The organism is Pseudomonas sp. IT-P74, assembly GCF_949768175.1.
Classification (GTDB): Bacteria; Pseudomonadota; Gammaproteobacteria; order Pseudomonadales; family Pseudomonadaceae; genus Aquipseudomonas.
On sequence record NZ_CATKQD010000011.1, the window covers coordinates 270,942 to 284,340 of the forward strand.

Consider the following 13,399-nt stretch of genomic DNA (forward strand, 5'->3'; position numbering starts at 1 on the left):
AGCACAAAAGCCCGATAACAATGACGAAAATCAAAAGAGCAATGATGCTCGGCGGCTTGCTCGCACTCACCCTTGGCGCTCAGGCAGAACCTTCGCATCTGGATAGCGTCATGCAACAGGGACAGCTGCGCGTGTGCACCACCGGCGACTACAAGCCCTACACCCTCAAAGCAGCGGACGGCGAATATTCCGGCATCGACATCGCCATGGCCCGCGCACTGGCCGACAGCCTTGGCGTCAAGGTCGAATGGGTGCCCACCACCTGGAAAACCCTGATGCCCGACATGCTCGCTGGCAAGTGCGACATCGCCATGGGCGGCATTTCGGTTACCCTGGAACGGCAGAAAAAAGCCTTCTTCAGCAGCATCCTCGACGTCGACGGCAAAATCCCCCTGGTGCGCTGCGAAGACCAGGCGCGGTACCAGACCGTCGAACAGATCAACCAGCCAACGGTTCGCCTGGTCGAACCCGCCGGCGGCACCAACGAAGCCTTCGTCCACGCCTACCTGCCCAAGGCGCACTTGCGACTGCACGACAACGTGAGCATCTTTCAGGAACTGCTGGATAAAAAAGCCGACGTGATGATCACCGACGCCTCGGAAGCGCTGTACCAGCAGAAACTCAAACCGGGCCTGTGCGCGGTCAACCCCACGCACTACATGCAGTACGGCGAAAAAGCCTACCTGCTGCCCCGCGACGACATCACCTGGAAGCTGTACATCGATCAGTGGTTGCACTTGGCCAAGGCGACAGGCACCTACCAGAAGATCCTGCGCCAGTGGCTGGCGGTGCCTGACGCCAAGTAACGGATCTTTTTTTCGCACATAGAAGGGCGCCCCCAAAGGAGCGCCCTTCTTCATTGCGGACCGCGTATCAGTCGTCGTGCAGCAAACCTGAACCGTATTCGCCAAAGCTGTTGCCGAGCGCGCTGCCGTGGAAATTCATCTTGTCGGGAGTACGGCTGGTCGGTCCCGGGCCGAAGCCGGCAGGTTGCACCGAGTCGGTCGAATAATCGTTGTGGGAGCTCACACCCGAACAGGCACTCAACAACAAAGCACCGGCCATCAGCGAGACTTTGACGAGGTTTGCGATCATTTTTTGATTCCTGTGGGTTGAGGCGCGGGGGGGCATGATCTTTGGTGGACATGCTATGCCTCACCTCAACGAAACATCGTGAAACTTTTCGGCAAGTCAGCGTTGGTTCAGGAACCGTGATCACCTGGAGATCTGTCATCCCAACTGCCTTGGGGATCGACATTGTCCAAAGCTCGATTCACCAACAACTCCCCCACCACCGCCAGTTGCTGAATCGACAGCGCCAAACTGCGTGTTGAACCTTCGAGCTTGCAAGCGAGGTCAGTGGTCAAGACGTTCAACGATGCCAGGGTTTCGCAGGCGTGGCACAGGAGCGTTTCAGTATCGACGTTGGGCAGAATGGTGCACACATGGCAGACGGGATCAGCGTGATTCGGGTTTCGCAGACGTTTGCTGACCACCCGCTGAGACTCAGCGGAGAGCTGACCAAGATCGAGAGAATCGGAAGCCGTTGCGGGTTGACATACCCGATCAGTATCCGGAACATCCATCTCCTTCGTTCCGCGACCTAAAACTCCCTGCTACGCTGACCTCAATACCGAAGATTCGCGATGCCACATGCAGACCTTATCCCCTCCCTACTATTCAAGATCTGCGAAAACCAGCTCGCCCTCGAAGCCGCCATTCTAGAGCTTTCTAGTTGGGTTGAGCAGCTGCCACGTCGCTGATAACGTGCGCAGCGCCTTGGATGCGATCGACCAAAATGAGGAATTCATCAAGATGGCTCTCGCGGTAATGATGACCCCGGAGTGACGCTATCAGCCAGCAGCAGTCAGCTGCGGCCCTGACAGGCAAATAACGGCAAAGTGCGGTCAGTAGACCGCATGTCGGCGAAAAATTAGCTATCGTTATAAATCGTAAAAATTAGATAAAGAGGGACGATCTTGAAGCTAAGGAAAGGCAAGACGAAATCTATACTTTATGCATCAATTGATTCAGCGTTGCTTGCCGTCGAAATTTATAATAAACCTAGAACAACCTTTCGCAGTGAAGGGTTTATAACCATGATAATCATGGCATGGACGCGGCTATTTCATGCTCATTTCAATGCCACGATTGAGGACAAGTACTATTACAAGAATAAAAATGGCCGATTCGATTTTATTGATGGAGAGAAAAGAGCATGGGAGCTATCCCGCATAATGATTATGTTTATCAGGATTCATGGATAAATTTCTTGATTCATTTTATGCAGGCAGATGGATTCTCACCTGCTGAAATTCGAAAAATGGCTGCAGAAGGCAAGAAGCTTGAGATAAGCGACTATAAGCCGTGAGCAATTTTCGAATGCCGACATTAGGGCGGTCATCCCCACGCGGCACTCGTGAGTCTTCTATCGAAGCAGGCAGATATCGACTACGGAAGGTAGGACCGACGGGACTTTCCGAAGCGGACGGTAAATTTTACGGAAATTTTTGAGATAAAAAATGCATATTTACCATGACCTTGAACAGTTCTGGACGCACTATTTAACTTCATCCTTCAATACAAATGGAGGTGGACCAGAGATAATTTTTCGTGGTGTTACAGATAAAGATCACGCTCTCGTACCTTCCATTGGACGTCATGCGCGGAAAAATACAGGGAACGATATTCTAAATCTCGAAGATGACCTAATGACGGAGTTCAAAAGGTTAGCTATTCCTGAGTTAGAAGCAACCCCTAATAGTGACTTTGAATGGTTATTCCTGGCCCAACACTACGGTTTACCCACACGACTTCTCGATTGGTCAACAAACCCTCTCGTAGCTTTATTTTTTGCCGTTGAGAAAGAAGATGACAAAGATGGCGCAATTTACATGATTCAGCAAATGGTTACAGATCAGTATGATCTTTTTGATTTTAGAACTGCCAATTATACTAAAGACAGAAAAAAAGAACCATCCAGCCTAATTGCGATCCAATCGAACCAAGGAGAGGTTATTTTCATCAGACCTAAATATAAAGATCGCCGATACCAAAATCAAAGATCCGTGTTTTCATGCCCTCAAGACCCGTATACTCCATTGCATCTAGAAGGAGTAACTCAGATAGTTTTTGATAAGAATCTCAAGCCAAAATTAAGGGAGCGCCTCAAAAAAATGGGTGTATCCGCCTCGTTTATTTACCCAGGCCTTAATGGCATTGCATCTGAAGTAAAGAGCCTAAAATATGATCCGATTCAGTCAGGAAAGACTCAAATTATTTCAGTAAGATGCGAAATAAATTTGTGACCTAGTAGAATAGCGGCAGATTTTATTTCGCCTTCTCTAAATCCTGATCCGAGGGGTAGCGCCTGCTGTGGTCTATCTCTCTGGACCGGAGAGGCTGCAATGGGTCCAGGCTGTATGAAAACGCATGCACTGTTTTGAAGTATGGGTTGCTACGTAAAATATGCCATCACTTGGCTAACCAGCGGACCTGAATTTGCGCAGGAGTTCGATTTTCGTACCGGTTCTGACTTTCAAACGTGTTCTAAAACGTTCTCACACAGCCTCGGTCGATTGCGGTCGCTAGCAACTGTGTCAGCAGATATGGCATAGACAGGGGTCCGATCCCCTTCTCGAGTCCATCAGGGCCGCTCCAGACTAATAAAAACTGTGTTTCCAAGCTTCGTATCTGGCGTACTACGGTCTATTGCGGTCCTGAATTTTCCCTAATTTTTCTCTAAAGCTCGGAAAATAAAAAGCTATAAGGCTCAATTGACAATTCGAAAATCTCGTTCATTTAGCATTGATTGGCGGACGGTTTGCAATAATCACGGATTTTGGGTCAGAACAGCTTCCAAAAAGAAATCCTCTGTGATTTTTTTGAAAGATAGCTTAAGGTTATAACTCTGCCCCTCATACCTAAATTTGTAAACACGAGAGTTACTTAAAGGTGAAATTGTGTAAGAGCTGATTTCCGCATCAGGCAGTTTGGTTGATACCGTACCACTAAAAACGCCATTAACATTCACCATGTAATCTTCGAACTTCACAGCGAATTCTGGATTTTTAGGGTGCCATACCTCTCTATAAGAAAGCAGTTGCTTATCGGATTTCAGAGCTGAATTAGCAACCCGCACTTTTGAATTAAGTTCTGCAAGCTCTTTTTCAATCAGAGAAAATTGATTTTTTTGAATATAATCATCCATTACAACTTTTTTTGGCAGATAGTTATCCTCTACATATTTCTTCGAAAAATAGCCACCCTCAAGCTCCGTCAATTTTATGTACGAGCCCTTTGCTACCACTTCTTCCTTACTATCTACGAGCCACCTACGCTGTGTCTCAAGCCCTAACTTAAACGCAGCTCCAACAGCTGTCAGGAGCACCAACACTATACCCCTCTCGATTTTCGAGCTAAACATGCAATGATCCAATATGTCAGTTAGTACCTGCGACAGATACTCTCATAAAGCAATGAACTTTTGAAACCCACCTTTGCGACTTTCTAGCAATAGCAAATGAAATAACGCTAAATTCCGCAGATCATTTCTTGACAGGAAGCGCAGTACATCCCTTAAGCCTGCTCAAATTTGATCAAAACAATCCGCCTAAAGTGGCAGGTTCCCAGTTCATGATCACCAGTTCAAAACTTACCTCAGATTGGGATTGCCGCTGGTTTGCTGTGGTATACCGAATATCCACGGTTTCAAGGTGAAAGCCCGCAAACACCCGCCGAATATCCGGGTGGTTGTTGATGCTGACCATCACCTTGCCCTTGCTGCGACGCATGAAATCGGCCATCCGCTCGTAGTTCTCAAACGAAAAATCCACCCCGTAGCCAGCAGTCTTCCAATACGGCGGGTCCATGTAGTGAAAGGTATGAGCGCGGTCGTAGCGTTCGACGCACTCGAGCCAAGGTAGGTTTTCCACGTACGTGCCAGATAGGCGCTGCCAGGCGGCCGAGAGGTTTTCTTCGATCCGTAGCAGGTTGATAGCCGGACCATTGGTCGTGGTTCCGAAGGTCTGCCTGTGACCTTGCCAGCGAAGGCATGGTGCTGCAGATAGAAAAATCGCGCGGCGCGCTGAATGTCGGTAAGGGTTTCGGGGCGGGTCACCTTCTGCCACTCGAACACCTGGCGCGAACTGAGTGCCCATTTAAATTGGCGCACGAACTCTTCGAGATGGTTCTGCACGACACGATACAACGTCACTAGGTCGCCATTGATGTCGTTGAGGACCTCAACGGGTGCCGCTTGGGGCCGCATGAAGTACAGCGCTGCCCCGCCGGCAAAGACTTCGACGTAGCTTTCGCGTGGCGGAAAAAGTGGAATGAGGCGGTCGGCCAGACGGCGTTTACCGTCAATCCAAGGAATGATGGGAGTAGACATAGAGAGCAAGATTTTTACTGTATGAATAAACAGGCGCTAGGCTCGCCGCGCTTCGTGCACGGAGTAAGAGCCTTGGCTGGACTTTCAGGGACAATCTACAGGGACGGCGTCCGATCCGCATGTTGGCGCATTCGGATTGGCCGCTCTTTTTCAAACATTCAAATAGAGGTTTTCCGTTCTCCATTTCCTTGCGATTTGCTGCTAGTGACCTAACATCAATCAGCCATCACACAGGAGTTCAGTAATGTCGAACGGAATATACGAAGTCAGATTCAAATCAAATCGCCCTGATAGTGGGGGCGGTCTAGTCGTAATCAAGGATGGATCGGTAAACGGCGGAGACGCCAATTACCTTTACCAAGGGAATGTTCCGACTGCGTCAGGAAAATTTTCGGAGCAATTCAAAGTATCACTTTGGAAACCAGGAAATACCAATGTCACTGGACACGATAATTTTATCCTAGATGCGACAGGCGAGATCAATTACGAAAACGGGACAATTTCTTTGTCCGGGACGGTTGTGGGCGATTCTCGTATGCGCGTGGAGCTCGCTGGCAACAAAATCGCTCCAGCTGTTTAACTCCACGCTTTAGTGAACTCGATAGCCGAAACATCAGCTATCGAGTTTTTCGTGACGACGATACTTCATTCGCGCAAGCCTGACAGGCCGCCTGGGCAATCAACTCTTGATCTCCGTTGTCGGTGATTCCGATAATTCGTTGAGCATGCGCTGGGTCAAGTTGGGTGCTTGTGGGGGCATGAACCAAGCCGCCAACTGGGGAACACCTGACTACACCGCCGAGGGCGGGATCAGTGGCAGTGCAGCCAGACGGCGCATTACGCCTCCGCTCAGATGCGCTAGCCAACATTGTGGAATCCAAGACCCTCTACCAACGCTCTTTTCCCGATTTGTCTTCACTCACTACCGGTCGAGTCAACATTATCCAGCGCCCGATTCACCAACAACTCCCCCACCACCGCCAGTTGCTGAATCGACAGCGCCAGACTGCGTGTTGAACCTTCGAGCTTGCAAGCCAGGTCAGTGGTCAAGACGTTCAACGATGCCAGGGTTTCGCAGGCGTGACACAGGAGCGTTTCAGTATCGACGTTGGGCAGAATGGTGAACACATGGCAGACGGGATCAGCGTGATTCGGGTTTCGCAGACGTTTGCTGACCACCCGCTGAGAATCAGCGGAGAGTTGACCAAGATCGAGAGAACCGGAAGCCGTTGCGGTTTCCGGAGGATCAGGCGTGATCTTTTTCATCGTGTGAGTTCCTAGAATTAACCAAAGGAACTGCCAGCATCACTTCCACATGATGGGGTGGCAGCTGTGCGCAGGTGTGGAAGACCGGGGATCTAGGAACCCGGCGCACCCGAAAGTGCCCCGCGCACAGCCGCCATAATTTAACAGCAGACATGAAAAAAGCGCCTGCCTAAATTCAGGTGGCGCCTGTGCGCCTAGATCTTGTGAAGGGCTTCCACACCCTTGTCGCTGAATTTGCAGCGACGGAGGGAGGTTAACTGGGTGATCAGAGTGAGGGCAATATGGGCAATGTGGACGCGATTTGAGGGAAATCTCCTACTTTTTCGTGATGTTTTCAACGCAATACCCATCACCGGCTCAATCGTCCTGAGGCACGCCCAAGTCCCGCCGCCCCATTCCTGATAAACTCCCCACCTCCCAGCCTCACCGATTCCATATCCCCCATGTCCGTAACCACCGCCACACCCGCCCCGCTCTCCCGCCGTTTCTCCGTCGCGCCGATGATGGATTGGACCGATTTATTGCCAAGCGCTAGAAAATAAAGACCCGTAATGACCACAAAAAACCTTCGTACCAGTTTCGTACCAACAGTATTTGCACACCATTGAATTCCGCTTCCTCCCTCATCACCCGTAGCAATTTTTAAGCAACCGTTTTCGGCTCCAATCATGAGCACTGTCGCTGCTGTCCAGTGCCCTGCTTGCATTTGGAACCAGCTTCCGTCAACCCATCCGTTCCGTGAAGCCTTCAAGCTGCTACGCTTTCCTTTTTCACAGAAGAAGCGCTATGCCGGACACAGACTTGCTCCCTTCCCTACTGTACAAAATCAATGAAAATCAGCTCGCCTTGGAAGCTGCCATTTTGGAGCTTTCAAATTGGGTTGAGGAGCGTGGCTCGACCGAGGTCGCCGACAATGTCCGCGGGGCTTTGGCGGCAATCGACCGCAATGAAGAGTTCATCAAGTTGACGCTTGCGGTGTTGATGACGCCAGAGTAAACCGCGACGGTACGGGACATCTTATAAATCACAGCTACTGAACCAAGAGGCGTGTCACCATGGACGAAATAATCCACCAAGTTTTTGCACTTGGCCGAATTCAACCACAGGGAATCCAATTTTTAGGCACGTGCTTCACCGTGGCTACGGATGGTAGACTTGCAACTGCAAACCATGTACTTGGCAATAACGCTCAAAACCTCGTAATCGCACTTCCGAAAATCAACAGTTTTAACGACTATCAGGATACTACAAACAACCGATTTGAAGTGGTACCTTTAGATATTGTAGAAGTAGACCCCACTCGTGACATTGCAATACTAAAGATAAGGGATGCATCCACCAAATTCGTTACACCAATCGGTTCTCTAGATGAAATAAAAATAGGAGAAAACCTTGAAATATATGGTTTCCCACACTGCCCAGATGGAAGGAACGTTTTAACCTTCCAAGCGACAACACTCGGAGCAAAAATACTATTAGAATCTAGCAGCATAAAATCAAAACATGCGGTTCTTAACGTTCAGGCGCGGCCAGGTCAATCGGGCTCCATGGTTCTATCGAGAGAGACTGGACGCATAAGCGGCATTCTGATTGGCGCATACATCCCAGGTGGCGGCGCCGTTATAATTGGAAACGTTAATCCATCTGCAATACATCAAACAACACACATCATTTCAGCCCATTACATAAGAGATATGCTATGAGCGAGCTAGTAGAGGTTTCGTTTAGCCTTGATGAAACTCTTGCAACTCTCAAACCATACCAGAAAAATACAATAGAACAGCTGATAGAGAAGTATGGAGAAGAAGGCGCAGCACAACAATGGCTTGCCGCCAGTGGCGTCAGTGGCACGGAGAAGTTTGGTGGCGAACGGTTAGACTCTCGCCCCTTCTGGGATAGCCTCTCGTATGAATTCCAGCTATTCATCTGCGGAGATAAGAAATACAAAAGCGACCGAGAGAAGCTAATGGAATACGGAAAGCCAACAGCCGCACTTGCAGTAACGTTCATTAGCGGCCTTATTGCTGGCACATTAGGAATTGCCGCTGCAGCAATAACCCCAGTCATTTCGATTCTGTTAGCAATTGTTTCAAAGATGACTGCCAACGCTTGGTGTGCAACTAGAGTGGGCAAGGAGGCCTGAATCTCCCAGGCTGGTTATCACCCCGATTGTGTTGGAGTACTAACGAAAAAAAGCCCTACAGCCCCTAGAATAAAGGGCTGTAGAGCTTTTTTGACATATCGCGATTATTGTTCATTTGGCATTAGATGGCATTGGTTGGCGTACGATTTGCCCCATTTTTGCCCCATAGAATTTTTGAGAGCAGCACCTCGTCACCTTCCACTTGCTCGATGATCAAAGCCTAACAAGCATTGAGTACTACGCAATTGTCCAACTATCTCCAGATCGTTCTGCCAATCTGCAAGCCCAGGTTCCTCTCAATTTCTGCTGTTACGCTGAAATCACCATGGAGGACTCCCGATGCCCAACTCTGACCTACTCCCTCCTCTTCAGCTCAAGATCAACGAAAATCAACTCGCTCTAGAAGCTGCCATCATGGAACTCACAAACTGGGTCGAGCACCAGGGAGCCGCAGATGTCGCCGAAAACGTTCGTAGCGCCCTGGATGCTATCGACCGCAATGAGTAGTTCATCAAGATGACGCTCGCAGTGATAATGACACCGGAGTAAAGGCATTCGACATCACAGACCTGAGATTTGCCCTGGCTAAGCCGTGCGGTGCCAGGGCGGTTCAACATCGTGGCGCGAGCTAGGTGACTTTGCTATCACATAGACTTAACAGATATCACTTCCACATATCTGAATTTTTTCCTCGCCACCTTTAAAGCTTCTTGCTCCGCCAGGAGGGTGCTAAGCGTATCGGCCTCATGGATAATCTCGTGTGTTTCACCTTCAAATACATTTCCCACCTTTAGGGTGACCCTTAGCCTCGGTGTGAATGCTTTCGAAACCCTCTTTTTCGTCACCGCCTTTGCTGGCGACACAATCACGACATCCGAGTGGATTTCTTGCACACCGGAGTTACTAGCCGGCATAGATACCTCGGCATTACCGAACAGCGCTCGGCGCATTTCATCTTCCGTCAGTTCTTTATTCATGCTGTGTCTCAGAGCGTTGATTTGTGCAACCTGTCCGATTCTATCAGCATGGCAGATGTCAGCAGTATCCAGCTGCGGGGATGGACTCGTAGCGACCTTGGCCCCGTAAAGCTTACGACTTGCCGTTTAGCATCAAGGCAGGTGTTCCCAACAGGCAAAAATCGGCCAACTTCTGCCTTTGGCCAACGGCAGTTATGGGTCGATTTTAGCCGGTCGTGGAGGACAGAAATCGGCTATCTCCGGTCATTTGTAGCGGACATAGAATCGCCAACGCGACTCGCTTCAGGTACAGATCCTTGCCATAAGAACGTACCCAAGCGTACAGGATTCAAACCTCCTCCGTCTCAATCCCACATCTGTCGCATTATATGTCGCTGATAATTGAACACCTGCGACAGATTCCCGCGAGACCGCAAAGCTGTTGCCACAAGACGCGAGTGAGTATTCGCGTAACTTTTGACACTAGCGACTGCAACCAAAACTCAAAGAACTCAAAGCAATTGCCAGCAGTCTGCGATCGCTACTATTGGCGGTAGTTGCGTTTGGCAGATCAAGATCCAATCTGATAGTATTTTTATCGCTAGCAATCAACCTTCCAATGTTAATTACACTTTCAAACTGACCACTTAGCTTCTCTTTATTTGCCTCGACCCCATTTATATAAGCTGTAACTAGCTGCTCACCTAAAGCCATTCCGCTAATTTTAACAAATGGATTACAGTTTTCAGGGATACTGTCTATTTTAAAAATAATGTTTGATTTATACCCTTCGGTCCATAAGCGCCCTTCCCCCCGCACTGACCACCCACTTGAAAATAAAACCTTATCGGTATCATAACGATAGCTCTCGCCAATGAAAACCGTTGATAGCTTTATATCGGACAACTTTTTAAAAGAACAAAGATAAGGACTATATTTAATATTAGTATGCACCTCTTTACAGCTGTAGATATCACCATAAAACAAACTATTTAGATAACTGATTTTAGCTCGAGGATCTACCTTAGAGTCTCGAGGATCTACTTTAGAATACTGTAAAAAATACACCTTTGATTTATCCGATATTTCAACCACCTTAGGATCAACTGGGATTGCATATGGCCTTATTACATACCATGGCTGAGAGTACAAACTCGCGAAACGAATATTTGACGATTTCAATTGCGGAGAAAGATAAGAAAGCTGAGGATCTACATAGAAAACAATATCCACGCTATCTTCACCAATCACATCGATTAAGTCACTCTTGTAAAAATCATCTTGCCATGCTCGCCTACCCCAATATGGGTACTCCGTGACGCAATACAATAACCACGCCGCCGCCACTATCGACAATAGTTTTAGAGAAAAGTTTTTTTGTCCAAAAAAAACTGAAACCCCAATTAGAAAAATCACTCCAGACAGCATCTCAAGAACAACAAGATATCGGTATATCCGAAAAATCAAAATCCATGTAAACCATGTCACCAAGAAAAAAAGCACTATGGAACATTGTTTTCTTGTGAGAAATCTCTTTCGAAGCGAGGCTGCAACAATTAATGCAAGGCCAATGTATGCCAACAAGAATCTTCCATCCCGAAGTTCTTTGGCTTCAGAGAAATCACTAGCAGTTAGCCAAACATATGGAAGCGATAAATAATAAGGAATTTGTTTAAACTCAAAAGAACCAAAAGACTTCCATTCGCTAGCGTAATATGGTGATTTAAAAATATTGTTTGCCAATGGAAATATTGGATTTCCAACTGATTCAAAACGCAAGATCATGAACAGGCCATCTGCAAGTAAAAAACCAAACCCAGCGCCTACACATGCAAAAATTATAATTCTTAAATTAAACTTGCCACATACAAATATTGTTACCAAGAGCCCAATTACATATGAAAAAGCGGTAAGCTTTAAGCCGGCAGCAAAACCAATAAAAATCCCTGCGGCAAAAAAAGCCCAGCCACCCCCAACCTCAATATTTTTCACGACAAGAAAAAGAGCAACCAATACTAATAAAGCTGTTACATGCTCATTTGAAAATAATCCAAACAAAGAAACGGTCATTGCGCCTGTGGCACCAATGGCAACAGCTGCAATGGCACTTAATTTATATCTATCTACCTCAAACGAAAAGCTGGCTAGCAAATAGCAAAAAAGGATCGCTAGAGAAAACAAGACAGCATGAAAGGTAGCGCCCACATATGGATGCACCGAAAAAGCCTTGTAGTTTACAATATCTATAAGTGGATTTAAATATGTATGGAACTGGGCCACCGCCCCAAAATCATATGATGAAAAATTTAAAGCGGCCCAACCTATAAAATAGTGATAGTTAATTGTATCAAAGAAGCCATCCATCCCAAGTGTGTAGTGCAAAAAAACAGCGTAAAAAAACCCCAGCACCAAGACAAATAAATAGCTTAACCGCTGCCCCGACTGCGCTACAATAACCGAATCAGTTTTCATTATAAAACCCAAAACATGCTTTCAATAAAACGGCAAGAACTTGAAAGTTACCCTTCACACCACTTATCTTAGTCGGCACTTCACCTTTTGGGTAACGTCGAACTGTCGCAAGTTCTATACAGTTATAGCCCAGCTTGGGTGCACGATAAGACAGATAAGCCAGCAGCTCGTAAGTCATAAACACATCACGAAACAGTGCGATTTTTGGGTCCAGCAACAGTTTACGACTATAGGCGCGAAAACCCTGTGTGGTGTCCGTCCATTTAAAACCAGACGAGATACTCAACATTGGAGCATGGATAAAACGAATCGCGAAGTCTCGCGATTTAGGGGTGTTCTCGGCCACACCTCCCGCGACGAAGCGCGAGGCCTGCACAAAATCAACGCCCTGTTTCAGCGCGTCAATAAAGCGTGATATAGCCTCAGGATCATCCTTGTCGTTACCATCAATAGTAACAATGCCCTCATAGCCCTGGTCGAGCGCAAAGGCATAAGCGCAGCGAAGCTGGGCACTCAGTTTTCCGGGGGCCGTCTTGACCAGCAACCCCCGTACACCGACCAGTTGTAATGCTTGCAACTCCAGCGAGCCATCCGTGGTGCCGCCATCAACAATGATGATGTCGGCAATACTTGCTATTTTGAGCGCCTCCATTCTAGCCAGTAGGCTCTTGATTCGGTCACCCTCATTGATGACAGGGATCACTACGCACCAGGAGTGCTGACGGCCAAGCCAGAGTCGAGTGTCAAAGGAGGGTACTTGCCAAGTTTCACGGGCCGCAGAAGCAATATCAGGAGAGGTCATTATGTTTACCGTCAAGCCACGCGAGCTGTAATCAGCCCTACGCCGGCGATTACCAATACGATCCCTGCCCCTGTAGTCCAGTGGAAGGATTCACGAAAAAAAACGACCGAAAACAGAGCAACAGTCGCCACAGCTCCGGCGGTCAGAACCGGGTGTGCCACATTCAACGGCAGACGCGCCAAGGCAGCGGCATAGAGCAAAAAGGCCGCACCGTAAAGCCCAAGCCCTAGCCAAAATGGCCAATTACTCAACGCCGTCATGGGGTCGTTGAGGGAGGGAAACTTGCGCGGGGGCATCATGGCCATCTTCACCAGAACGCTGGCGGAAGCATTGGAGAGAATGCCGAGAATGAGGATCAGCCACTTCAC

17 protein-coding genes and 3 pseudogenes are annotated in these 13,399 nt (G+C 48.1%); 10 read left to right on the forward strand and 10 right to left on the reverse strand.

Annotation, left to right across the window (positions count from 1 at the left end; all coding sequences use genetic code 11):
- Positions 1-20 precede the first annotated feature (20 nt).
- Positions 21-806 carry a transporter substrate-binding domain-containing protein gene (locus tag ACM6J5_RS10250; RefSeq protein ID WP_414928403.1) on the forward strand — a complete coding sequence of 262 codons (786 nt, stop codon included), beginning with the start codon at positions 21-23 and terminating at the stop codon, positions 804-806.
- A gap of 67 nt (positions 807-873) precedes the next feature.
- Here ACM6J5_RS10250 and ACM6J5_RS10255 read toward each other — a convergent pair whose 3' ends face one another.
- Together ACM6J5_RS10255 and ACM6J5_RS10260 are read right to left on the reverse strand one after the other, a co-directional pair.
- Positions 874-1,095, reverse strand: a complete 222-nt coding sequence (locus ACM6J5_RS10255; protein WP_414928404.1) for a hypothetical protein — start codon at positions 1,093-1,095, stop codon at positions 874-876.
- Positions 1,096-1,202: 107 nt separating this feature from the next.
- On the reverse strand, positions 1,203-1,586 hold the full coding sequence (locus ACM6J5_RS10260) for a DUF6124 family protein (RefSeq protein ID WP_414928405.1): 384 nt from the start codon (positions 1,584-1,586) through the stop codon (positions 1,203-1,205).
- Positions 1,587-1,646: 60 nt separating this feature from the next.
- On the opposite strand from ACM6J5_RS10260, the pseudogene ACM6J5_RS10265 reads away from it, so the two are divergent.
- From ACM6J5_RS10265 to ACM6J5_RS10280, 4 genes and pseudogenes are all read left to right on the forward strand, one after another.
- Positions 1,647-1,848 (forward strand): annotated as a pseudogene (locus tag ACM6J5_RS10265) (hypothetical protein).
- A gap of 188 nt (positions 1,849-2,036) precedes the next feature.
- A complete protein-coding gene (locus ACM6J5_RS10270) occupies positions 2,037-2,267 on the forward strand; it encodes a DUF3644 domain-containing protein (protein ID WP_414928543.1) in 231 nt (76 codons plus the stop codon).
- Positions 2,219-2,371, forward strand: coding sequence for a hypothetical protein (locus tag ACM6J5_RS10275; protein ID WP_414928549.1), 153 nt, complete (start codon positions 2,219-2,221; stop codon positions 2,369-2,371). Before ACM6J5_RS10270 ends, ACM6J5_RS10275 begins: the two co-directional genes overlap by 49 nt.
- A gap of 151 nt (positions 2,372-2,522) precedes the next feature.
- The gene (locus tag ACM6J5_RS10280; protein WP_414928406.1) at positions 2,523-3,308 is read left to right on the forward strand and encodes an FRG domain-containing protein; all 786 of its coding nucleotides are present in this window, start codon (positions 2,523-2,525) and stop codon (positions 3,306-3,308) included.
- Positions 3,309-3,832: 524 nt separating this feature from the next.
- Here ACM6J5_RS10280 and ACM6J5_RS10285 read toward each other — a convergent pair.
- On the reverse strand, positions 3,833-4,396 hold the full coding sequence (locus ACM6J5_RS10285; RefSeq protein ID WP_414928407.1) for a hypothetical protein: 564 nt from the start codon (positions 4,394-4,396) through the stop codon (positions 3,833-3,835).
- 202 nt (positions 4,397-4,598) lie between these two features.
- A pseudogene (locus ACM6J5_RS10290) lies at positions 4,599-5,392 on the reverse strand (DNA adenine methylase).
- 244 nt (positions 5,393-5,636) lie between these two features.
- On the opposite strand from ACM6J5_RS10290, the gene ACM6J5_RS10295 reads away from it, so the two are divergent.
- On the forward strand, positions 5,637-5,972 hold the full coding sequence (locus tag ACM6J5_RS10295) for a GrlR family regulatory protein (protein ID WP_414928408.1): 336 nt from the start codon (positions 5,637-5,639) through the stop codon (positions 5,970-5,972).
- 37 nt (positions 5,973-6,009) lie between these two features.
- On the opposite strand, the pseudogene ACM6J5_RS10300 reads toward ACM6J5_RS10295, so the two are convergent.
- Positions 6,010-6,165 (reverse strand): annotated as a pseudogene (locus ACM6J5_RS10300) (lysis protein); the annotation flags it as partial.
- Between the two features lie 142 nt (positions 6,166-6,307).
- Positions 6,308-6,658 carry a DUF6124 family protein gene (locus ACM6J5_RS10305; RefSeq protein WP_414928409.1) on the reverse strand — a complete coding sequence of 117 codons (351 nt, stop codon included), beginning with the start codon at positions 6,656-6,658 and terminating at the stop codon, positions 6,308-6,310.
- A 786-nt stretch (positions 6,659-7,444) separates the two neighbouring features.
- Between ACM6J5_RS10305 and ACM6J5_RS10310 the strand changes: the two genes are divergently transcribed.
- The 4 genes from ACM6J5_RS10310 (at position 7,445) to ACM6J5_RS10325 (ending at position 9,308) form a co-directional block, all read left to right on the forward strand.
- Positions 7,445-7,654, forward strand: coding sequence for a hypothetical protein (locus ACM6J5_RS10310; protein WP_414928410.1), 210 nt, complete (start codon positions 7,445-7,447; stop codon positions 7,652-7,654).
- A gap of 59 nt (positions 7,655-7,713) precedes the next feature.
- Complete coding sequence (locus tag ACM6J5_RS10315) at positions 7,714-8,361, forward strand: S1 family peptidase (RefSeq protein ID WP_414928411.1); 648 nt, start codon at positions 7,714-7,716, stop codon at positions 8,359-8,361.
- A complete protein-coding gene (locus ACM6J5_RS10320) occupies positions 8,358-8,801 on the forward strand; it encodes a hypothetical protein (RefSeq protein WP_414928412.1) in 444 nt (147 codons plus the stop codon). The genes ACM6J5_RS10315 and ACM6J5_RS10320 overlap by 4 nt, the downstream gene beginning before the upstream one ends.
- A 339-nt stretch (positions 8,802-9,140) precedes the next feature.
- Positions 9,141-9,308 (forward strand): hypothetical protein, encoded by a 168-nt coding sequence (locus tag ACM6J5_RS10325; RefSeq protein WP_414928413.1) that lies wholly within the window; start codon positions 9,141-9,143, stop codon positions 9,306-9,308.
- A 137-nt stretch (positions 9,309-9,445) separates the two neighbouring features.
- On the opposite strand, the gene ACM6J5_RS10330 is transcribed toward ACM6J5_RS10325, so the two are convergent.
- From ACM6J5_RS10330 to ACM6J5_RS10345, 4 genes are all read right to left on the reverse strand, one after another.
- Positions 9,446-9,778 carry a hypothetical protein gene (locus tag ACM6J5_RS10330; RefSeq protein WP_414928414.1) on the reverse strand — a complete coding sequence of 111 codons (333 nt, stop codon included), beginning with the start codon at positions 9,776-9,778 and terminating at the stop codon, positions 9,446-9,448.
- A gap of 462 nt (positions 9,779-10,240) precedes the next feature.
- On the reverse strand, positions 10,241-12,229 hold the full coding sequence (locus ACM6J5_RS10335; RefSeq protein ID WP_414928415.1) for a hypothetical protein: 1,989 nt from the start codon (positions 12,227-12,229) through the stop codon (positions 10,241-10,243).
- Entirely contained in the window at positions 12,219-13,031 is an 813-nt protein-coding gene (locus tag ACM6J5_RS10340; RefSeq protein WP_414928416.1) for a glycosyltransferase family 2 protein, read from the reverse strand. Before ACM6J5_RS10340 ends, ACM6J5_RS10335 begins: the two co-directional genes overlap by 11 nt.
- A gap of 11 nt (positions 13,032-13,042) precedes the next feature.
- Positions 13,043-13,399 carry an SMR family transporter gene (locus tag ACM6J5_RS10345; protein ID WP_414928544.1) on the reverse strand — a complete coding sequence of 119 codons (357 nt, stop codon included), beginning with the start codon at positions 13,397-13,399 and terminating at the stop codon, positions 13,043-13,045.